The sequence below is a fragment of the Crenobacter sp. CS_VA4 genome (assembly GCF_055597485.1).
Genome location: NZ_JBVMAE010000034.1, coordinates 1 through 21005, shown reverse-complemented (window position 1 = coordinate 21005; position 21005 = coordinate 1). Strand labels below are relative to the sequence as shown.

Sequence of the window (21005 nt, the reverse complement as noted above, 5' to 3'; positions counted from 1 at the left end):
TCAGTTTGGCGGCCAATTCGGACCTACACTTGGGCTGCTGGCCATCTTATGCTTCTACCTAGTGGCCAACTTATGGTTCCGGTCACAATCGCAGCCTGCTCCAACAATTGACGCGCTAATCCTTTGCTCCAAAAAATGCTCCAACAGCCGAAATTTGTTGGAGCATTTTTCATGGCCACAGCCATTGCCAATGGCATTCACCTTCCTGAAGAAGCCCCCAGATAGAAGCGTCCCAACCATTTACAAAGCCCATCCTGGACCTGGCCGGCGTGCGGGCCCTAGTACTGAAAATGTCCGACCATCTTGTTCAACCTTGCTGACAACTGTTCCAGCTCAGCCACGGCTCCCGCGATGTGGCATACCGCTTCGTTCGTGCTATCTACCATGTGCGCGATCTGTTCCACCTGCCGGGAAATGGCGACGCTGGCCGCGCTTTGTTCCCGTGTCGCCGTAGCGACATCCCGTATCCGTACCAAGGTGACATCGGTCCCACTCCGGATTTCTCCCAGTGATTGCGCAGCCTCCTCTGCCAGGCGCACCCCGGTTTCCACCTGGGGCACGGCCGACTGAATGCAGCCCACGGCGGACTGGGTGTCCGCTTGAACGGTGGAAATCATCTGTTCTATCTCTACGGTTGCCTTGGCGGTGCGCTCGGCCAGACCGCGAACCTCGTCCGCCACCACGGCGAAGCCCCTGCCCTGTTCGCCGGCCCGGGCCGCTTCGATGGCGGCGTTGAGGGCCAGCAAGTTGGTCTGGGCGGCGATGTCCTTGATCACGCCGGCGACCGAGCCGATCTCGTCGGTGCGCGTCACCAGCTGGCCAATCTGCCGCACGGTAGCGTCTATCGTTCCGGCGATGCCCTGCATGGCGGCAGCGGCCTCGCCCACCTTGGACTGGCCGAGCCTCGCCAGCTCGACTGCGCGGGCAGAATTGTGTTCGGTTTCCCGGCTTCCTGCCGAGATGTGCTCGATACTGGCCGACAGCTGTTCGACGGCCGCGGCCACGGCGCGGGTGGCATCGGATTGACCATGGGAGGCGCTGGTCACGCTCTGGGCCGAAGCACCGATCGCCTGCGAATGGGCCGCCACCTTGCCGGCGCTGGCGCCGATTTCGGCCAGGACGGTTCTTACCGAGGCGAGCGACGTCTGCAACGCCCCCAGCATGCTGGCTTTTGCCTCGGCGGCCACCTGCACCTCGACCGCCAGATTGCCGGCCGCTACCTGCTGCAGCAACCCTGCCGCGTAGGCCGGTTCACCGCCGAGCTGGCGCATCAGGCTGCGTGAAATGAAAAAGGTCAATGTCGCCATGGCCAGCAATCCCGCTGTGGCGATCAGCAGAAAGGTGACCAGTTTCTCGCGAAATACCCGGTCCACTTCGTCCAGATAGACGCCGGATGCCAATACCCACTGCCATGGCTCGAAGCCGCGCAGAAACTGGAGTTTGGCCACCGGCTCCTTGGTGCCGGGGCGGGGGAATTCAGTGCTCTGGAAGGCCGCCCGCTCGGCCGACGTCGCCGCGTTGGCGACCATGATCTGCACAAACGGCACCCCATGCGAATCCTTCTGGTGCGACTGGTCCTTGCCCTCGAACTCGGGGTGGATCGGGTGCATCACGCTGCGGGTGTGATAGTCGAACAGGTTGAAGTAATCGTTGTTACCGTAGCGCAGCCCGCGCAAATACTCTTTTGCCGCGGTCTGCGCCTGGTCTCGAGTCATCCGCCCGCTCGTTTCCTGCTGATGGAAGTAGTCGAGGGCGTGATAGCCGGTAGTGACGATGTTGCGGATCGAGGTCTGGTAACTTTGATACAAGGATTGCCGGATCGATACGACGGCTACCGCCACCAGGCTGGCATACCCGAGCAAGGAAAGGGCGATGATCAGCGCCAAACGCCTGCGCACTGACAAACGGCTAAACACCATGAGCGCTCCTACAGAGCTGGATTGGATCGGAAAAGCGAAATGGGGCGGACGGCGGGCGCCGGCCACCGGCGCCCGTAGCACCACGCTTAGAACGCGGTTTTCATGCCGATGCCGAAGGCTTGCGGATTGTCACCCTTGGCCAGCGCGGCGGCCGCGGTTCCGATCCCGCTGCTGAACACCGGGTTGTTGGGAAAGTTGGCGTTTTGCTGGCGGTTGTTGTGGATGCGGGTTCCATACGCGTACAGCTGGGTCCGCTTGGACAGGTCGTAGGTCACGCCGGCCAGCCACTGTTTCGCCTTGAAATCGTCCGGGCTGCTCGCGCCGTCGAGCTTGCCGAGCTGGGCATAACCGGCCTTCAGCGTCAGCGCGCCGGTCAAGGGCTGCGACAGGGCGATCAGCCAGTCGTTCTGGTTGGTGTCCGGACTGCCGTTGTTGCGGATCTTCACCCGTTCGAAGCCGGCGCCGATCAGCGTGCGGCTGGAGGCAAAGAGGTAACTGGCGGCAAGCTTGTAGCCGTCGATGCGCTGCTGGCCGTCGGCGCTGGAAGCGGCGTTGAGCTTGTCGCCCTCGCGGTCGTAACCGAGCGCCAGCTGCAGGCTGCCGATGGTGTAGTTGGCCGCGAGATCGAGACGGTCGTCGTTCTGGCGCGTGCCGTTGCTCGCGGTCGGGCGCGCTTCGTCCAGACCGTACGATACGCCCAGCTGCACCCCGGACCATACCGGCGAGGTGTAATGCACGCTATTGGCCAGCCGTGCATAGCGTCGGCTGTATACGACGCCGTTGCCGCCGGTCTGGTCCGCCACCGTGTCGCCCAGCACATTGAGTCCCACGTCGGTCAGGCGCTTGTACGCGCTGTCGTAGTTGCCGAGCAGCACCGTGCCCCAGTCGCTGCCCTGCAGGCCGACGAAGCTGTTGCGCGTGGCCAGCGTGGCGCTCTGCCCCTTGTCGTTGACGCCGCCCTGCTCGAAGTTGCGCAGGCTGCTTTCCACCTGCCAGATCGCCTTCAGACCGTTACCCAGATCTTCATTCCCCTTGAAGCCGAGGCGCGAGTTGTTGTCGACCACCCGGGTGGTGCTCTTGAGTTCGCTGGCCGGATTGCCGGTCGCTTTGGCGCTTTCGATTCCGCCGCTGACGAAGCCGTAAATCGTCACGTCGGCCTGTGCAGCAGCCGGCAGCGCGAGGGCGGCCGCCAATGCGAGTTTCAGCTTATTGTTTTGGTACTGCATGAAGTCTCCCTTGTAATTTTTGACATCGTCATATTTGTGGCGATGGCTTGCTCTACAGCGCTGTGACTGCAACAGCGAATTTTCTGGACGAGCGAGCGGTACTCGGCCGCCCGCTGCAGCGTTACAGCCGTGGCTTGTCGGTCGGGTCCGCCGTGGTGCCCGGCACACCCTGGCTGGTTGCGCTCAGCCCGAGCTCGTGGCGCAGCGCCGCGTGCCGGCTGGCGCTATCCTCGGCATGCGCCTTGTTATCGAGCGCCGGCAGGATGTAGTCCCGCACCATTTGGCGGTACGTCTGCAGGTTGGCCGCATCGCGCAGGCCACCGTCGATCGACATCAGGCTGGTCATCACGATCACCGTGTTGTGCTTGGGCAGCACGGTGATGAACTGCCCCTTGAAGCCCATGGTGTCGACTTCCGGCTCGTTCGCCACCACGTTGTTGACCCACCAGTAGTAGCCGAAGTCCGGCGCCACCTTGGGCGACACCATCTGGCGGATCCAGTCCTTCGACACCAGCTGGCGCCCTTGCCACTGGCCGTCGTGCAGCACCAGTACGCCGAGCTTGGCCATGTCGACCGGCCGCAGGCGCAGCCCCCAGCCGGACGACACCAGCCCGGTGGCGTCGGCGCGGTCCCATACCGCGTTCCTCATCCCCAGCGGCTTGAACAGCCGCTGCTGGGCGTATTGTTCGATCGGCATGCCGGCGGACGCGCTCAGCATCGCCGCCGCCAGGATCGGATTGATGTCGGTGTATTCGAAGGCCGTCCCCGGTAGGTGCTTGGGACGGGTATCGGCCGCCAGCTTCAGCCGGTCGGGCGCGCCGTAGTAGATCGGGTCATCTTTCGGCTTGAAGTCGTAGTGCAGCCCGGTCGACATCGACAGCACATGGCGCAGTTCAACGTCCTGCTTGTCGGTGAACTCGGTTTTCAGTGCCGGCCGCCAGCGGCCAATCACGCTGGCGGCCGTGTCGTTGAGGCTCACACGCCCTTCGCCGATCAGCATGCCGGCGGCCAGCGCCGTCACGCCCTTGGTGACCGAATAGAGTTCGTAATTGTGGCCACGGGTGAGCCCACCGCTGTAGCGCTCGAAGATCAGCTTGCCGTCCTTGACCACCAGCAGACTATGTATGTCGAGCTTCTGCTGACGGATCCACTGCGACAGCCGCACCAGCTCGCGCGAGTCGACCCCGGCCTGCTCCGGCCAGGCGGCCTGCAGGCCCGGTTCGTCAAGCGGCGCCGCGGTATCGGTCGCCGCCTGCGCGGCACCGGCCATGGCACCGCAGACGGCCAGCGGTATCAGGCAGTGCAGTAGTGCGCCGGACCAGCAGGTACGCTGCTGCTTCTCGCAATGCTTTTCCATCTCTGTCTCCTCATATGTTTGAACTGCAGGCGCACAGCGTCCCCTGTCCGTGGAAAGCGGCATGTGTCGGTTCTGCGCTGGCGGGGCCGGTTGGCGCCCGCCCTGAACAGGGGGTTACAGCTGTGGGGTATCGTTGGGTGCGGTAGCGGTGCCGGGGATGCCGTGGCTCTCTTGGCTCAGTTTCAGCTCCTTGCGCAGTGCGGCCGTGCGCTTGGCGCTCGGTACGGGCCTGGCGGCAGGATGTAGCGCCGGCAGGATGTAGCCGTTAACCATGCGGCGATACAGGTTGATGTAGGGCGAATCCCGCAGATCCATCGAGGTGGGCAGCAGGCTGGTCATTACCACCACGGCGTGTTCGTTCGGCAGCACGGTGATGAACTGGCCCTTGAAGCCCATCGCGCCGAACTCGGGGCGATCCGTCACGATGTGATGGATCCAGCAGTAGTAGCCGTAATCGGCGGCGGCCGGGCTCGGGGTGGCCATCTTTTCGATCCAGCTTTGCGGCACGATCTGACGGCCTTGCCACTTGCCGCCATCGAGCATCAGTTGGCCGAGTTTGGCCATATCCATCGCGCGCAGGCGCAGGCCCCAGCCGCCCGACACCGAGCCGGTGCCATCGACGCCGGTCCAGCGGTAGTGGCTCATACCCAGTGGCCCGAACAGGCGCTCGCGGGCAAACGCGTCCTCGCGCTCGCCGGCGGCCGAGCTCACCATGGCGCCGACCAGTACCGGGTTGACGTCGGTGTAATCGAACTTGGTGCCAGGCGTGACCTTGGGCTGGGTATTGGCCGCCAGCTGTAGGCGGTAGGGGGTGTCGTAATAGAGCGGATCGGTGCCTGTCGGGTCTGGTAATAGAGGCCGCTCGCCATAGCCAGCAGATGACGCAGCTGCAGATTGCCCTTGTCGGCCAACGCTTTGGCAAGGTCCGGATGCGCCTTGCTCAGCGCCGGCGCCACCGGGTCGTTCGGGCTGAGTTTGCCCTCGCCCGCCAGAATGCCGGCCAGCAGCGAAGTGACGGTCTTGGTGACCGAATACAACTCGTAGTTGTGGTCGCGCGTCAGGCCATCGCCATAACGCTCGAAAATCACCTTGCCGTCTTTGACGACCAGCAGGCTGCGCACGTCCAGCTTCTGGTCGCGGATCCACTGCGACATCTGGATGAGCGGCTCGGAATCCACGCCGAGCGCCTCCGGAACAGCGCTCGGCAGATCGACCTGCACCTTCTGCTTTGTCATGGTCTGCGTACTGCCCGCCTCCCTACCCACACTATTCTGTGCATAGCAGGCCGGAACACCCGCGCACATCACGGGCACTAACACACCGCCAACGATAGATGCCACTTTCATTCAAGAGCTCCTGCATGTGTTTGGATGTCATCACCAGCCACGCCTGCCCATAACCTGGGCGGCGTGGCGGTTGGGCATTGCTTACATCACTTCCTGGAACAGTCGGCCCCAGCCCTTGACCTGGTGTGTGTCGTAACCGGCCAGTTGCAACGACTTCCACACCACGAATGAAAATTCAATGGGAAATTAGTAAAGACCAAATCAAACCGGCAGCTTGCGTTCGTAGTCGATCAGGGTCGAGCAGACGAACAAGCCCACGCCGGCCGCGGCGAAGAACATCAGCGCCAAGAAGTACGAACCGGTGAATTGCACGATCATGCCGACGATGATCGGAACCGAGATGCCGCCGATGTTGCCGCCCAGATTCATCAGCCCGCCGAGAAAACCGATCTTGTTGCGGGTGCCGAGGGTGGAAGGCAGGCACCAGTACAGGCCGCACCAGCGCAGGAAGAACAGCGTTGACGACAGCAGCACCACTACCGCCACCGGGCTCTTGGTGTAGGCGACCGAGAAGATCGAGATAGTGGCCACCACGGCAGCGATGCCGAACAGCGTGCGCATCACCCGGTTAGGCGAGCCGCCGGCGGCCTTCCACTTGTCGGCAATCCAGCCGCCGACCAGCTCACCGACAAAACCGCTGAAGAAGATGATGAAGCTGGCGCCGCCCATCTGCTTGATATCGAAGCCGTGCACCTTGTTCAGGTAGTTCGGCATCCAGGTCAACAGGCCGTAGAACACCGTGTTGAAGCACATCCAGCCCAGGCACATGCACCACACCGAACGGAACTTGAAGAAATCCAGGCTGCGGCCGCTGGCGTTGGTCGGCTCCTCGCTATGTTCTTCGCGCAATGCGGCTTCGATGTAGTCGGCCTCGGCCTTATTGACCGCGGGATGTTCGCTTGGGTTGTTGCGGATGTAATACCAGGCGCACAAGCCTGCCAGCATGGTGCCGACCCCGGCTATCACGAACGAGGTGCGCCAGGAGCCGAACTCGGAAATCAGGCCGGAAATGATGATCGCCCCCAGCGCTGCGCCGAGCGGTGCGCCGCCGTCGAGCAGTGTCGCGCCGCGGCCGCGCTCATGCCGCGTCATCCACATCGCATTGAGCTTGCCGCCAGCCGGGTAAATCGGCGCTTCTGCCGCGCCCAGCCCCAAGCGGGTCAGGATCAACGCGGTCGCCGTCGAACACACGGCGGCGATGCCCTGGAAGAACCCCCAAAACAAGGTGGCCATCGCAATGACGATGCGTGGCTTGAAGCGGTCGGCCAGCATGCCACCGGGGATCTGCATGAAGGCATAGGTCCAGAAGAACGAACTGAGGATCAGCCCCTGCATGGCCGGGCTGATATTGAACTCCTTGGAGATGAGCGGCATGGCAACGGACAGCGAGGCCCGGTCCACATAGTTGATCGAGATCAACAGCAACATGATCAGGAAGATTTTCCAGCGTACGCCGGTCTTGCCTTGCACCGCCACGGTTGTGGTCGTTGATTCCATGTTTCCTCCGAAGAGTATCTGAAGCGGGTCAGCGGCCGGGAGCTCTCCAGCCTGGGCTGCACGTGCTGGACGAAGTATATGACACTTAATGAATAATTACAAATTACATAACTTATTGATTTTTAACGATTAACTATTTTTCTTTGCCTGGGGTTTATCCTAGTAAGACAATACGGTCTGCAATAGCCATCAGAAGGTATGAAGCATGGACATAAAGGCAAAACCGGGCAGCACGCGCCGGCGCGCCAGTTTGCGTGGCGCAGGCATGTACGCGACGATCGCGGCACGATTGCGTGAAATGATCTTGGAAGGGGAGCTGGCGCCCGGGGAGCACATCGACGAAAAGGAGTTGTGCGAACAATTCGACATCTCCAAGACCCCGCTGCGCGAGGCCCTGAAAACACTGGTCACCGAAGGGCACGTGACACACCGCCAACACATGGGCTTTCGGGTCGCGCCGATCGACGAAGAAGAAATTGCGTCAATCTTCGAAGTGCTTCACGGGCTGGAGGAAACGGCCGGTCGTTTCGCCGCACAACGTATCGATGCCAAGGAATTGGCCGCACTGGAAGACTGTCACCGCCAGATGGAGGAATATCACCGCGACGGTAAGCGCTCGGCCTATTACCGCACCAACCAGGAAGTTCACCAGCGTATCGTCGATGCAGCCGACAACCAGGTACTGTCCGGCCTGTATGCCTCGCTAATGAGCAAAATCCACCGCGCGCGTGGCAGTGCCAATGCCGACGTGTTGCGCTGGCGCGAATCGCTGCAGGAGCACGAAGCAATCATGAATGCACTGTCCACGCGTGATGGTGAACGTTTAGCACGACTGCTACGCGAGCATTCGGAACACACGGCCATAGAGGTAATGAAAGCCTTGAGCGCAGCCATGAACGGGGCCACCTCTTCCGCTCAAAGCCAGCAACAGGCGGGGTAGAAAGACCTGAACCAATCAGGACAGGCTGGGCCGAAGCAGCCGGATCTCACCTATTTCCGCCCCAGCCCGAATCAATCATTCGACATGCCTACCACGGTGTGGACGTGCCATCCAATAAGCGAACGGCTACACCCGGAACTGCGCCACCGCTCCATCCAGACGCGACGCCATCGCCGCCAGGCGCTCCGAAGCGGCGGCGATCTCGCCGATCGCGCGGCTGTTCTGATGGCTCATCTGCGAAATGGCTTCGACGTTGCGGGCGATGTCTTGGCTAGCCTTGGACTGCTCGCCGGAGGCGTCGGTGATGTCGCCGAGAATACTGGACACCTCGCGCGTGCGCTCGTCGATGCTCGACACCTTTACGGAGGCTTCGCCGGTCAGCGTTACGCCCTTCAAGGCCTGTTCGCTGACGCCCTGGATGCGTTGCACCGCATGGCCGGTATCGCGTTGGATGGAGTCGGTCATCGCGGTGATCTGCTGAGTGGCTTGGCTGGTGCGTTCGGCCAACTTGCGCACCTCGTCCGCCACCACCGCAAAACCGCGGCCGGATTCGCCGGCCCGTGCGGCTTCGATGGCGGCATTCAACGCCAGCAAATTGGTCTGGTCGGCAATCTCACGGATCGTGGAAACGATGGTGGAGATCTGCTGCGAGCGCTCACCCAGTGTTTGCACCACCAGGCTGGACTCGCTCACCGACGCGGCGATGCGCTCCATTTCGTCGGTGGCGCGCCCCACCGCCGCACGCCCTTCTTGAGTCAATTCGTGAGCTTGCTCCGATAAGCCGGCCACTTCGCCCAAGTGGGCGGTGATGTGGGCGATGCTGGTGCTGATTTGCTCCACCGTCGCGGCGGTGGCCATCGCCGATTGATTCTGTGTGGCCGAACTGTCCTCGATCACCTTCAGGTTGCGCGCCAGCTCGACAATTTCGTCGGACACCTCCCGTGTGCCCTGCGTTACTTCGTTCAGGATGTGACGAAAGCGATCGATCAAAGAGAAGAACGCCTCGCCGATCTGGCCAACCTCCCCGCCGCTCTTTGGCCGGTTGCCGGAGGTCAGATCTCCGGAGCTGGCGATCTCGGCCATATGATCGCGCAAAGCCTCCAAGGGATGACTGATGCTATGCGCGATACGCCACGACGCCAGCACGAGCAGCAGCAAACCCGCGCCGATCCAGCCAACTAGCAGCCACGCTTTGCGCTGGAACTCCGCCTCCACATCATCCACATAGATACCTGTCGCCAGCACCCAGCCCCAAGGCGCGTAGAGCCGACTGGTGCTCACTTTGGCCACCGGCACATCATGGCCGGGCTTGGACCACAGGTAGTCGACAAATTCACCCCCTCCGCGCTTGGCCGCGTCCACCAGTTCGACGACGGGACGAACCCCATTGGGATCCTTAAGCTGGCTTTGATCCTTGCCGTTCAGCGCCGGTTTGATCGGGTGCCGGAGCATGCGGTAACTCGTGTCGTACAGCGCGAAATAGTTGCCACCTTCGTAGCGCAGGCTGGCGATCGCGTCTGCCGCCGCCGCCTTGGCGGCTTCTAGCGGCATCTTGCCCTCTTTAGCCAGCTGGCCATAATGCGATAGCACCGAATAGCTGACGTCCACCAGATGACGGGTAGTGGCACGCCGAGAGTCCAGCAAGTCCTTGCGCTCATTGAACAACACCCAGCCTGCCACGGCTGAAATGAAAAGGAACACCAGCAACGTCAACAGCCCCAGCTTGTGGCGAATCGTTGTTTCCTGAACCATCCCAGCGTCTCCCAAAGGTTTAATCGCAAACAGGATGTACGGCGCCAAGGGTGACATCCCAATGCGGTGTAAATTTTTAACAGTTTAGCTCGATTAAATAATGATAAAAATTAATGAATTGCTGCATTTATATGTTTAATGGTTATTTTGGGAATAATAAACCAAGCCGCTCCGATGGCCAGTCGAGCTAGCTCAACGGTATCGCTCTGGTGGCCAAGCGGCATCCACCCAAACCGCCTACCTGTTTGATGCAAAGCGAGGCCGTGCCAATCACAGCCCGCGTGTGTCTAAGACCGAGGGGATCAAGGGTCGAATTTGAGAGCAAGCTTCGGAGTGCCACGGTGAGCGCCCACGGCTAAATTCACATTCATCCTGTGGACCGCTGAAAGGAAGGCACCATGAACGCCTCAACGAAAAATGCCCAACACGCCGCCACAACGCAGCACGACCCCCGTTGGGCCGCTGTCGTAGCTCGTGACCCCAACGCGGACGGCACGTTTTATTACTCGGTCAAGACCACGGGCGTGTACTGCCGCCCTTCGTGTGCGGCTCGACTGGCACGGCCCGAAAACGTCCGCTTCCATGCTACATGCGAGGAGGCCGAGCAAGCGGGCTTCCGGCCCTGCAAGCGTTGCAAGCCCGATCAGCCAACGCTGACCGAGCAACACGCGGCGAAGGTCACCGTGGCCTGCCGGATCATCGAGGCGTCGGAGAACGTACCGAGCCTCGACGAGTTGGCCAAGCGGGTCGGCGTGAGTACCTATCACTTTCACCGCGTGTTCAAACAGGTCACCGGCTTGACGCCGAGGGAATACGCGGCGGCGCAGCGCGAGCAACGCGTCCGTAACGAACTCGGCCGCAGCGGTACGGTGACGGAAGCCATTTTCGACGCGGGCTACAACGCCAACAGCCGCTTCTATGCAAGGTCAAACGAGGTCCTGGGCATGACGCCGACCAGCTACCGCACTGGCGGCGCGAATACCGAGATCCGCTTCGCCATTGGCGAGTGCTCGCTCGGGGCGATCCTCGTCGCGCAGAGCGAGCGTGGCGTTTGCGCCATTCTGATGGGCGACGATCCCGACGCACTGGCGCGCGATCTGCAAGACCGGTTCCCACGCGCCAAACTGATCGGCGGCGACGGCGAATTCGAACAGCTGGTCGCCCAAGTGGTGGGGTTCGTCGAAGCACCGGCGATCGGCCTGGACTTGCCGCTGGACGTGCGCGGCACGGCGTTTCAGCAGCGCGTCTGGCAGGCGCTGCGCGAGATTCCGGCCGGCGAAACGGCCAGTTACACCGACATCGCCAACCGTATCGGCGCGCCGAAGGCGGTGCGGGCCGTGGCGGGAGCGTGCGCGGCGAACGCGCTGGCCGTCGCCATCCCGTGCCATCGCGTGGTGCGCAACGACGGCGGGCTGTCGGGCTATCGCTGGGGGGTGGAGCGTAAGCGCGCGCTGCTCGAGAAGGAGTCGAAAGCATGAATGCACCGCTGAAGGAAGCGCTGATGACTACTTCGGCGCAGGACATCGCCGGTCGGGTGGCGGCGCTCGATTGGGAGCGGGTCTCGAACGATCTCGACGCACAAGGCTGCGCGCTGGTCGAAGGCCTGCTCACGCCGGAGGAGTGCGCCGCGCTGGCCGGTTTATACCCGATAGACGAGCTATTCCGCAGCCGGGTCGTGATGGGCCGTCACGGCTTCGGCCGTGGCGAATACAAGTACTTCGGCTATCCGCTGCCCGGCATGGTTGCCGGGTTGCGCACCTCGATCTATCCGCACCTGGTGCCGATCGCCAATCGCTGGAACGCCGCGATGGGCATCGCCGTTCGCTACCCGGAACGGCACGCCGACTTCATCGCCCGCTGCCACGCGGCGGGCCAGCTTCGGCCGACGCCGCTGCTGCTGCAATACGGAACGGACGACTACAACTGCCTGCATCAGGACTTGTACGGCGAGCATGTCTTCCCGATCCAGGTGGCCATCCTGCTGTCCGAGCCGGGCCGGGACTTCACCGGCGGCGAGTTCGTGCTGACCGAGCAACGCCCGCGCATGCAGTCGCGGCCGGAAGTCGTGCCGCTCAGGCAAGGCGACGCCGTGGTGTTCGCCGTTCACCACCGGCCGGTACAGGGCACGCGCGGGGTGTACCGCGTCAACCTGCGCCATGGCGTGAGCCGCCTGCACTCGGGCCACCGCCACACGATCGGCGTCATCTTCCACGACGCAACGTGAGACCGCCGGCAATGACGGAGGATCTATTCGGAGACCAGGGCCGGACATGGCGCGAGGAGCCGTGTCCGGGCGCGGTGGTGCTGCGCGGTTTCGCCGTGCCGAACGACACGGCCTTGCTCGCCGCGCTAGCTGTCATCACTGCCGAGGCGCCGTTCCGCCACATGGTCACGCCGGGCGGTTTTAGCATGTCGGTGGCGATGACGAACTGCGGCACCTTTGGCTGGGTAAGCGATCGCACCGGTTACCGCTACGATGTGCTAGACCCGGAAAGCGGCCGGACCTGGCCCCGCCTGCCAGTGGTCTTTCTGCAACTGGCACAAGACGCGGCGGCCAGCGCCGGCTTCGACGGTTTCGAGCCGGACGCCTGCCTCATCAACCGGTACGAGCCCGGCGCGCGGCTCTCGTTGCACCAGGACAAGAACGAGCGTGACTATGGCGCGCCGATCGTCTCGGTCTCGCTCGGCCTACCGGCGGTTTTCCTGTTCGGCGGATCGCGGAGAGACGACAAATCTATGCGCCTGCCGCTGACGCACGGTGATGTGGTGGTTTGGGGCGGGCCGGCGCGGCTGCGCTATCACGGCGTGATGCCGCTCAAGGAAGGATGCCATCCGCAGCTGGGCGGACATCGCATCAACCTGACGTTCCGCAAAGCGGCTTAGCGCCGCTAACAAAACGCAGCGAAGCGATCCTGCCCGTCGCCCTGACGCAGACAGCACAAGGTGGACGGCAAGAGACGCGACAACGCCGGGAGGGATTGATTGGCGGCTGGTAGAGAGTGGCGGTGCCCGAACGAATAGTGCGGGAGTCGGATAGGGAAACAGGCAAAGCCATTGTTATCGGCACGAACCAGGCACGGCTCAGGGCTCAAGCAACTATCCCCCCGATCTGGGACAGACCAGCCGCCTCAGATCAGGCACTGAACAGTGCCTACTCGAGCCAAGGCGACTCAGCCTTATGTCATAGATTCAAAATGGATAGACCTGCTCGTCCGCTTTGAACTTGCATGGCTCATCCGCCGATCCCGAGTCGTGCAGTTCGGCGGTAGTTTCGGATATCTTCGTCCAGGTACCCCCAATGCTGCAGGCAAATCGGCGTCCCAGTTCCAGACTACCGAATGACACGGGAAGCACGGGGTCCCCACAGTGCGGGCAAAGGTTGGCCGAAGGCCCAAGCAGCTCGGACCGGTTTGATACCTTATTGCACCAACAGCATTGAATTTGGTCGGCAGTCATTTTTTTCCATTCTGGCTATTAGCCATTGGTTGGCGAGCGTCTTGATCAGTCGCCATTATGCAGCAGGCGGTTTCTAGCAGCGAGTAACTGACTGCTCACATATAACATGCTAGCTACGGCGAGCCAACGCCAGCGGCCAATCTGTACTACTTCCGTTCTAGGTCAAGAACGGGCGCTCCCCTAGTACCTAAAGAGATAGACGCCTCGCGTCTGGCTAGTGCTCGGAGCCCAGGCCACTCTCGTTGGCGATGCTTTGACGACGCGCGTCCCGGTGAGCCAGCCCTTCGTTCAGCGCCGCGGGCAGCGAGTGCCCGCAATAGTGCCAGTCAGCCTCGGTGTACCGGCCGGTCGACATCGCGTATGGCGCGATGATTGCCGAGATCCGGGTGGCATCGTCTTCGTTACCCAGGCTGCGATGGTCGTAGCGTTCGTACCAAAGGCAAGAGTCCGCCTCGATGTTGTGGGCCGGCAGCAGCTCGTGATGCAGGAAGGTCAGTAAGTCTGGCGCACATTCCGTGACGTTCTGTCCTTCATTCTCGACCAACTCGGTGATGATGACATGGTCGACGCCTTTGTAATTGATGACCTCGATATTGGCTACGCTGGGAAGACGCAGAAACCTACGGTACCGCTCGCCGAAGATGTAGTTGATGTTGAGCATGATGAGCTACAGACTCTTTTGTTATTTACGGGGTCATGATTTTCTGATTTGAGCGGCAAGCCTCGTAATCAATCGACATTGCTCCTTCGAATCAGGTCTTTTTCAAAAAGCTTGGGTTCAGCACCCTATCTTTTTACTTTTCAGCTCGACACTCAATTTCTTATTCGTTAGAAGTGAGGTGAATGTTTTACCTTTCCTCTCCTTAACGTAATGGAAGTGCCTTTTACCTTTAAATCCCTAACAAAAAGCACTGATGCCCCTTCGTGCAAATGGTTCCGTTACTGTCTTTTACATCCACGACTTTGCTCATTATACAGACTGAATCAAGCCCCCGCGCGACGGTTAGCCTGCTGATCACATTCATTCCCAGTCAACCGGCGCAGCCATCTCATTGACATAATCGCTTTGCCGGGTCAAGAAGTTAACCGTTGCGCTGGCTTGCCTTGAACAGGCGTGCCAGATTCTGCAACGCAATCGGATGGCGTTGCTCGAGATGACGGGCCTGCGCTAACAGTTGCTTTTCCGAATACAGCAAGCCATCGCCTTTGATCGCGAAGACGATCTTGTTGGTGCCATTCTCGGATCGAACCACGACCACGGCTTTGTCAAAACTACGTCGAATACGGGAGACATAGACGCCAATCTGCTGGTCGAAGTCGCACATATTCACCACCAGAACGCCTTGCTTACTCAGGGCGTTGTAGCAGTCGTCATAGAGGCTTTGTGTGCATAGGGATGGAGCCTGCGTTACATCGTCTGTCGCGCACAAACGGACGAGGACTGCCTGTTTTTCTGCGGGCCGACCTGAACGGAGAGGCGCGAAGTTCGACTTTGCAGGCCGCGCCTCGGTTGTTATTAACATTACATGTTAATCACGTGTGTGTTGATAAATCATATCATACGCATAGAATGCAGGTTACCAGCCAACGTCAGGGGGAAGCGGTGATCACGATTCTGGAAGCAAAGCGCGCCGGCTTGTTTGGGAGGCACGCGCTGCTCCCCAACATCGTGGCGGGGATTGTCGTCGGGGTGGTCGCGCTGCCGCTATCGATGGCTTTTGCCATCGCCTCCGGGGCACGGCCGGAGCAAGGCCTTTACTCCGCCATCATCGGCGGCCTCATGGTGTCCACCCTGGGCGGAAGCCGGCTGCAGATTGCCGGCCCGACCGGAGCCTTCATCGCCATCCTGTCGGGAGTAACGGCGAAGTACGGCATTGGTGGCTTGCAGGTCGCCACGCTAATGGCCGGCTTCATGCTCGTCTTGATGGGGATGGCGAGGATGGGGGGCGTGATCAAGTTCATCCCCGCTCCGGTCATCGTCGGTTTCACCGCGGGCATCGGCGTCATCATCTTCGTCGGCCAATGGAAGGACTTCTTCGGCCTACCCCGCGTGGTCGGCACGCACTTCCACGAGAAGCTGTGGCATTTGATTCAGGCGCTGCCACAGCTGCATCCGGCCACCACCGGCCTCGCGGTGCTCAGCCTGCTGTTGGTGATATTTTCGCCCCGCCTCCGGGGCTTGCAGCGCGTGCCGGGCCCGCTGGTGGCCATGGTGGTCGCCACCATTTTGCAATCGATCTTCCAGTTTCGGGGCGTCGCCACGATAGGCAACGCCTTTGGCGGCATTCCGCAAGGCCTCCCCAGCGTAGGCCTACCATCGGTGACGGCGGCACAGGTGATCGAGCTGATCGGCCCGGCGTTTGCGATTGCGATGCTCGGCGCGATCGAGTCGCTGCTCTCGGCCGTGGTGGCGGATGGCATGGCCGGCACCAAGCATGACTCCAACCAGGAGCTGATAGGCCAGGGGCTGGCGAATATCGCGACACCGCTATTCGGCGGCTTCGCCGCGACGGGTGCGATCGCCCGCACCGCCACCAACATCCGCAACGGCGGCACCAGCCCACTGGCGGGAATCACCCACACCCTGACCCTGGTGGTCATCGTGCTGTTCCTCGCGCCGCTGGCGGCCAATATCCCACTGGCCGCGCTGTCGGCCATCCTGTTCGTGGTCGCCTACAACATGAGCGAGCTGAGGCACTTCGCCCACATGGTGCGCCGCGCGCCCCGTGCCGACGTGGCCATTCTGCTGATCACCTTTCTGCTGACCGTCTTCACCGACCTGGTGTTGGCCGTGAACATCGGTGTGACCCTGGCGATCTTGCAGTTCCTACGCCGCATGGCGACGGCCGTAGAAGTGCAGCAGCTCGGCGAGCAGGAACTGAAGATGGAGCTCTCCAGCCAGGGTTTGTTCGCTCTGCCCAAGGGGGTGTTGGTCTACGAAATCGACGGGCCGTTCTTTTTCGGCGCGGTCGAAAACTTTGAGCGCGCCTTGCTGCAAACTCATACCGATCCGCACATCCTGATCCTGCGGCTACGGCGGGTGCCGTTCATGGACATCACCGGGTTGCAAACCCTGGAGGAAGTGATCGGTAAGTTGGAGAAGCGCGGCGTGCGTGTAATGCTCTGCGAAGCCAACCACCGCGTTCACAGCAAGCTCGGGAGGGCCGGGATTCTGGCGTTGCTAGCGGAGGGGGACTATGCGGAGGAGTTTTCGACGGTGCTCGCCCATGCCGATCAGACCGTCCTCGCTCAGGAGGATGGCGGGCATCCACACCGGCTGAGCGACTATGCGCAGAACGTGCTCAAGACCAGCCAGCGGTTTTTCCACGGCCACCATGACAAATAGGCTGGCCGGCTACTTGGCGTGGCCCGTTTGCGGGGTACCGATCTTGCTCTTGGTGGCGTACTCCACCCCATGCTGCTCCAGGTACTCCCGGATCAATTGGCGAACGACCTGGGATGGCGTCAGATCCTGAGCCGCGCACAGCGTTTCGAAGGCTTTCTTCTTCTCCGGATCGATCAGCAGTGTGAGACGGGCAGTTTTGCTTTCCATAGCGAATCGGGCTGAATCTGTTAATCCAATGCACATTATATGTGCATCGAGAGGCGGGATCATCCACTTCCACACGGAAGAAGCCGTTGACGTACTAGCAATTCGGATGCCGGTGAAGCTGGCATCTGTGCCGATGACATCTGCTAGATTTGCCCTTCAGGTCCTGCTGTTGTCAGAATGGCGAAATTGCTTCTGACTTGCACACTACTTCGTCCCGCCCTACAACGCCCGAGCTAGCGTTCGATCCAATGTGACTGATAGGCCGCAATCAGCTAAAAGCGGCCGGTCAGAAGTGTCCGCCGAACTCGGGACAGACCAGGCGAACAGGCTTCATCCCCACATGTAAACAGCCCTAAGTGCCTCGGTGCCTAGGGCTATTTCTTGGGCATTGCCGGCGGCCTTCTCAGTATCCTAGCCGCTTACTTGCTGCCGTAAATGTCGAAATCAAAGTATTTGTAGTTGATGCGCTTGTAGGTGCCGTTGGCCCGGATGGTCGCGATGGCCTTGTTGAGGTCCTCGCGCAGGGCGACGTCTTCCTTGCGCAAGCCGATGCCGTCGCCGATGCCGAAGAACTTGGGATCGTCGAGCTGTCCGCCAGAGAAGGCGAAGCCCTTGCCGATCGGCTTCTTCAGGAAGCCGTCGTTGGCCTGGATGGTGGATTGCAGCGAGGCATCCAGCCGTCCCGTCACCAGGTCGTTGTAGACCAGGTCCTGGTTCTGGTAGGACACCACGTCGATACCGGCCGGCGCCCAGATCGCTTTCGCATAGGCCTCCTGGCTGGAGCCCTGTTCGACCCCGATGCGCTTGCCCTTCAGCGAGGCCACGGTGGGCTGCAGATTGGCTCCGTTCCTGGCCACCAGGCGGGATGGCGCATTGGAAATCTTGTTGCTGAACGCGATCTGCTCCTGGCGCTTGGGGGTGATGAGCATCGACGATGCGATCGCGTCGATCTTTTTGGCCTGCAGAGCTGGGATCATGCCGTCCCAGCTGTTTTCCACCCACACGCACTTGGCATGCAGCTGCTGACAGAGCGCTTCGGCAATGTCAACGCCGAAGCCGGCCAGTTTGCCGTCCGGCGTTTTGTATTCGAACGGCGGATAGGTAGGGTCGATGCCGAGGCGGATCGTCTTGCCCGACCAGTCTGCGGCGGACGCCAGGCCTGATGCCGCTAGCAATGCCAGGGCCAGGCTAATCGTTTTCTTGTTCATCTCGTTGTCTCCTCTGTAGTGGATGGTAGGCGATCCCGCCCCGGCCTCAACCGGGTCGCGGGGTCGCACTCAGTACGCGTTGGCGGGGCGACGCTCCGCGGCCAGGAAGCGTTCGGCCAACTTGACCCAGTAGCTCGCGCCGAGCGCGAGGCAGCGGTCGTTGAAGTCGTAGCCCGGGTTGTGCAGCAGGCAGCCGCCTTCGCCCGGCCCGTTGCCTATGGTCAGATAGCTGCCGGGACACTGTTCCAGCATGAAGGCGAAATCTTCACTGGCGGTGATCGGCCGCATGGCATGTAGGCCCGCTTCTCCCAGCCAGTCGAGCGCCACTTGGCGGGCCAGCTCGGTCTCGACGGGGTGGTTGATCAGGGCGGGGTACAGACGCTGGTAGTCGATCTCGACCCGGGCGCCGAAACTGGCGGCCTGGGCGTGTACCAGCTCGGTGATCCTGCGCTCGAGCAGGTCGCGCATCTCGGGTGTCATCGCGCGCACGCTCAGGCTCATTTCCGCGCTGGCGGGGATCACGTTGTCAACCGAACCGGCGTGCAGGGCGCCGACGGTGACGACCGCGACCTCCTGCGGATCGACATTGCGCGACACGATGCTTTGCAGCGCCATCACGATCGAGGCCGCGACCACTACCGGGTCGACCGCCTTGTGCGGCATCGCGCCGTGCCCGCCGTTACCCAGTACGCGGATGGTGACGGTGTCGGCCGACGCCATGCACGGGCCGCTGACGAAGCCGAAACTGCCGGCCGGATAGCCCGGCAGGTTGTGCATGGCGAAAATGGCATCGCAGGGGAAACGCGCCAGCAAGCCGTCTTCAAGCATCTTGCGGGCACCGCCCAGCCCCTCTTCGGCGGGCTGGAAGATCAAGTTCAGCGTGCCATGAAAGGCGCGGGTGTCGGCCAGGTGGCGCGCGGCGGCGAGCAGCATCGCGGTATGGCCGTCGTGGCCGCAGGCGTGCATCATCCCGTCGATCCGGCTGGCATGAGGGAGGCCGGTGGCTTCCTGAATCGGCAGCGCATCCATTTCCGCGCGAAGACCCAGCGCCGGGCCGGTACCGCTCTTTAACGTCCCGACCACGCCGGTGCCGCCCAGGCCGCGGGTGACCTGATAGCCCCAGGCTTCCAGGCATTCCGACACCAGGTCGCTGGTGGCGACTTCCTGGAAGCCCAGTTCCGGGTGGGCATGGATACGCCGGCGCAGTGCGATCATTTCTTCTTCGAAGATCGCGATGCCGGGCAGGACAAAGTCTGCGTGCATGGGGGAGCCTTACGAAAATCCGTCGATGAGTGCCGCTTCCGATGTGGATCGAGAGTGGCATTGGCATCGATCTTAGTAAGTGGAACCCGGGCCAGGAAGACGCCGTTTCGTTATGATGACAACAATTAGTTGTCGGGTGGGTTGGCGATGAAACTGCATCAATTGCAGGCGCTGGTGGCGAGCGCCGAGACAGGCAGCATACGGGGAGCGGCCCGCTTGCTCGGGATTTCGCAGGCGGCCGTGACCCGTGCGCTGCGCGAGCTGGAGGTCGGGCAGCAGGTTCCCCTGCTGATTCGTGCGCCCAGTGGGCTGAGCTTCACCGAGTATGGCAAGGCCTTGCTATTGCACGCCCGGTTGGTGCTCAAGCAGCTCGAACAGGCCCAGGGCGAGCTGGAGCGCTTGAAAGGGCAAAGCGCCGGCCGGCTCAGCGTCGGCGTGACGCCGTGGATCATGCTGACCTTCTTGCCCGAGGTAGTGCTGCTGTTTCGCGAGCAGATGCCGGAAGTGCAGCTGGAGCTGTTCGAAAGCCTGATGGCGGTGGCGCAGCCCTTGCTCCGCGACGGTAGTATGGACTTTGCCATTGGGCAGTTGCAGCCATCGCCGGCGTCGGCGGAGTTCACCAGCGAGACGCTGTTCGACTATCAGACCGCGGTGATGATGCGGCGCGGTCATGCGCGTCAGCATTGTCGCTCCATCCACGAGCTGCTCGATCAGAACTGGGCCCTGAACTATGCGCCCGACGGCCACGATGCCCTGATGCACGAGCTGTTCTGGCGACACGGCGCGCGCCTCGACGAGCAGCGCATCGTGCGGGCGCATTCGCTGGCGATGCTGGAACTGATGATCGAGCGGGCCGAGATGTGCACATGGGGGCCGGCCATCCTGAGCCTGGCCCCGCCGTTTCTCGGCCGATTGCAGGCCGTGTCCTTGGCGGAAACCTTCACGCCGCGTCAGCTGAGCATCGTCCGCCGGCGCAACAGCACGCTCAGTAGCGCGGCGCAGTGTTTCATCGATTGCCTGCTGCAGGTGATTCGCCGCCATGCCCGTTCGGCGAAGAAGGAGGATCGGCAGTTGTTCGATACCTTGACCTTGTTGGTATAGGGGCTGATGGCGCGCGGTCGCCAAGGCTTGCGCAGCTACCTGAACCGGTCTGTCCCGAGCTCGGTGGCCGGTTAGTTAAGCTCTGAGCAGCGCCTGGCGCGGCTCAAATTCTATTGGGCTCAGATAGCCCAAGGCCGAATGCCGGCGCTGGTGGTTGAATCGCCTCCGCTTTTCTGAACACTTCGTGAGCTTCACGAAGGTCTGCTTAGGATCGAAACTGGTCCTTGGGGAAAGGTCGCTTTCGACCGATTCTGTTGAAAAACCAGGTTTGCGGCAGGCATGTCAGCTGCCGCGATTACCACCGAAGAGCCGGCTCGCCACTTCCAGTGGCCTTTCGGCGTTCCGCTGAGTGTTCAGGCTCAGCTTTTTGGGTTAATCCAAAGATTT

At 61.7% G+C, this 21005-nt stretch carries 17 protein-coding genes and 1 pseudogene; 6 read left to right on the top strand and 12 right to left on the bottom strand.

Going from position 1 to position 21005, the window contains the following annotated elements; genetic code table 11:
• Nucleotides 1-278 precede the first annotated feature (278 nt).
• The 5 genes and pseudogenes from ACZ2IA_RS20235 to ACZ2IA_RS20215 form a co-directional block, all read right to left on the bottom strand.
• Nucleotides 279-1919, bottom strand: coding sequence for a methyl-accepting chemotaxis protein (locus ACZ2IA_RS20235; protein WP_470294397.1), 1641 nt, complete (start codon nucleotides 1917-1919; stop codon nucleotides 279-281).
• Between the two features lie 86 nt (nucleotides 1920-2005).
• Nucleotides 2006-3145, bottom strand: a complete 1140-nt coding sequence (locus ACZ2IA_RS20230) for a porin (RefSeq protein ID WP_470294396.1) — start codon at nucleotides 3143-3145, stop codon at nucleotides 2006-2008.
• 121 nt (nucleotides 3146-3266) lie between these two features.
• Nucleotides 3267-4502: a serine hydrolase domain-containing protein gene (locus ACZ2IA_RS20225; RefSeq protein ID WP_470294395.1), complete on the bottom strand. Its 1236-nt coding sequence runs from the start codon at nucleotides 4500-4502 to the stop codon at nucleotides 3267-3269.
• Nucleotides 4503-4616: 114 nt separating this feature from the next.
• A pseudogene (locus ACZ2IA_RS20220) lies at nucleotides 4617-5656 on the bottom strand (serine hydrolase domain-containing protein).
• Between the two features lie 393 nt (nucleotides 5657-6049).
• Complete coding sequence (locus tag ACZ2IA_RS20215) at nucleotides 6050-7345, bottom strand: MFS transporter (RefSeq protein WP_470294394.1); 1296 nt, start codon at nucleotides 7343-7345, stop codon at nucleotides 6050-6052.
• 205 nt (nucleotides 7346-7550) lie between these two features.
• On the opposite strand from ACZ2IA_RS20215, the gene ACZ2IA_RS20210 reads away from it, so the two are divergent.
• Nucleotides 7551-8285: a GntR family transcriptional regulator gene (locus tag ACZ2IA_RS20210; RefSeq protein ID WP_470294393.1), complete on the top strand. Its 735-nt coding sequence runs from the start codon at nucleotides 7551-7553 to the stop codon at nucleotides 8283-8285.
• Nucleotides 8286-8411: 126 nt separating this feature from the next.
• Here the strand turns inward: ACZ2IA_RS20210 and ACZ2IA_RS20205 are convergent, their stop codons facing one another.
• Nucleotides 8412-10085, bottom strand: coding sequence for a methyl-accepting chemotaxis protein (locus ACZ2IA_RS20205; RefSeq protein WP_470294392.1), 1674 nt, complete (start codon nucleotides 10083-10085; stop codon nucleotides 8412-8414).
• A 350-nt stretch (nucleotides 10086-10435) separates the two neighbouring features.
• Between ACZ2IA_RS20205 and ada the strand changes: the two genes are divergently transcribed.
• From ada to alkB, 3 genes are read left to right on the top strand one after another with little or no spacing between them, the layout of a single operon-like run.
• Nucleotides 10436-11515, top strand: a complete 1080-nt coding sequence (gene ada / locus ACZ2IA_RS20200; RefSeq protein ID WP_470294391.1) for a bifunctional DNA-binding transcriptional regulator/O6-methylguanine-DNA methyltransferase Ada — start codon at nucleotides 10436-10438, stop codon at nucleotides 11513-11515.
• Nucleotides 11512-12261 (top strand): 2OG-Fe(II) oxygenase, encoded by a 750-nt coding sequence (locus tag ACZ2IA_RS20195; RefSeq protein WP_470294390.1) that lies wholly within the window; start codon nucleotides 11512-11514, stop codon nucleotides 12259-12261. The genes ada and ACZ2IA_RS20195 overlap by 4 nt, the downstream gene beginning before the upstream one ends.
• Nucleotides 12262-12272: 11 nt before the next feature.
• Entirely contained in the window at nucleotides 12273-12920 is a 648-nt protein-coding gene (gene alkB / locus ACZ2IA_RS20190; RefSeq protein ID WP_470294389.1) for a DNA oxidative demethylase AlkB, read from the top strand.
• A gap of 787 nt (nucleotides 12921-13707) precedes the next feature.
• Here alkB and ACZ2IA_RS20185 read toward each other — a convergent pair.
• From ACZ2IA_RS20185 to ACZ2IA_RS20175, 3 genes are all read right to left on the bottom strand, one after another.
• A complete protein-coding gene (locus ACZ2IA_RS20185; protein WP_470294388.1) occupies nucleotides 13708-14154 on the bottom strand; it encodes a hypothetical protein in 447 nt (148 codons plus the stop codon).
• Nucleotides 14155-14321: 167 nt separating this feature from the next.
• On the bottom strand, nucleotides 14322-14405 hold the full coding sequence (locus ACZ2IA_RS20180) for a hypothetical protein (protein ID WP_470294410.1): 84 nt from the start codon (nucleotides 14403-14405) through the stop codon (nucleotides 14322-14324).
• A gap of 170 nt (nucleotides 14406-14575) precedes the next feature.
• Nucleotides 14576-14818, bottom strand: coding sequence for a class I SAM-dependent methyltransferase (locus ACZ2IA_RS20175; RefSeq protein ID WP_470294387.1), 243 nt, complete (start codon nucleotides 14816-14818; stop codon nucleotides 14576-14578).
• A 278-nt stretch (nucleotides 14819-15096) separates the two neighbouring features.
• Here ACZ2IA_RS20175 and ACZ2IA_RS20170 point away from each other — a divergent pair, with 278 nt between their 5' ends.
• Nucleotides 15097-16839, top strand: coding sequence for a SulP family inorganic anion transporter (locus ACZ2IA_RS20170; RefSeq protein ID WP_470294386.1), 1743 nt, complete (start codon nucleotides 15097-15099; stop codon nucleotides 16837-16839).
• Between the two features lie 9 nt (nucleotides 16840-16848).
• On the opposite strand, the gene ACZ2IA_RS20165 is transcribed toward ACZ2IA_RS20170, so the two are convergent.
• From ACZ2IA_RS20165 to ACZ2IA_RS20155, 3 genes are all read right to left on the bottom strand, one after another.
• The gene (locus tag ACZ2IA_RS20165; protein WP_470294385.1) at nucleotides 16849-17046 is read right to left on the bottom strand and encodes a ribbon-helix-helix protein; all 198 of its coding nucleotides are present in this window, start codon (nucleotides 17044-17046) and stop codon (nucleotides 16849-16851) included.
• A 419-nt stretch (nucleotides 17047-17465) separates the two neighbouring features.
• Complete coding sequence (locus ACZ2IA_RS20160; RefSeq protein ID WP_470294384.1) at nucleotides 17466-18254, bottom strand: ABC transporter substrate-binding protein; 789 nt, start codon at nucleotides 18252-18254, stop codon at nucleotides 17466-17468.
• 69 nt (nucleotides 18255-18323) lie between these two features.
• A complete protein-coding gene (locus tag ACZ2IA_RS20155) occupies nucleotides 18324-19517 on the bottom strand; it encodes a M20 aminoacylase family protein (RefSeq protein ID WP_470294383.1) in 1194 nt (397 codons plus the stop codon).
• 147 nt (nucleotides 19518-19664) lie between these two features.
• Between ACZ2IA_RS20155 and ACZ2IA_RS20150 the strand changes: the two genes are divergently transcribed.
• Nucleotides 19665-20618 carry a LysR substrate-binding domain-containing protein gene (locus tag ACZ2IA_RS20150; RefSeq protein ID WP_470294382.1) on the top strand — a complete coding sequence of 318 codons (954 nt, stop codon included), beginning with the start codon at nucleotides 19665-19667 and terminating at the stop codon, nucleotides 20616-20618.
• Nucleotides 20619-21005 lie beyond the last annotated feature (387 nt).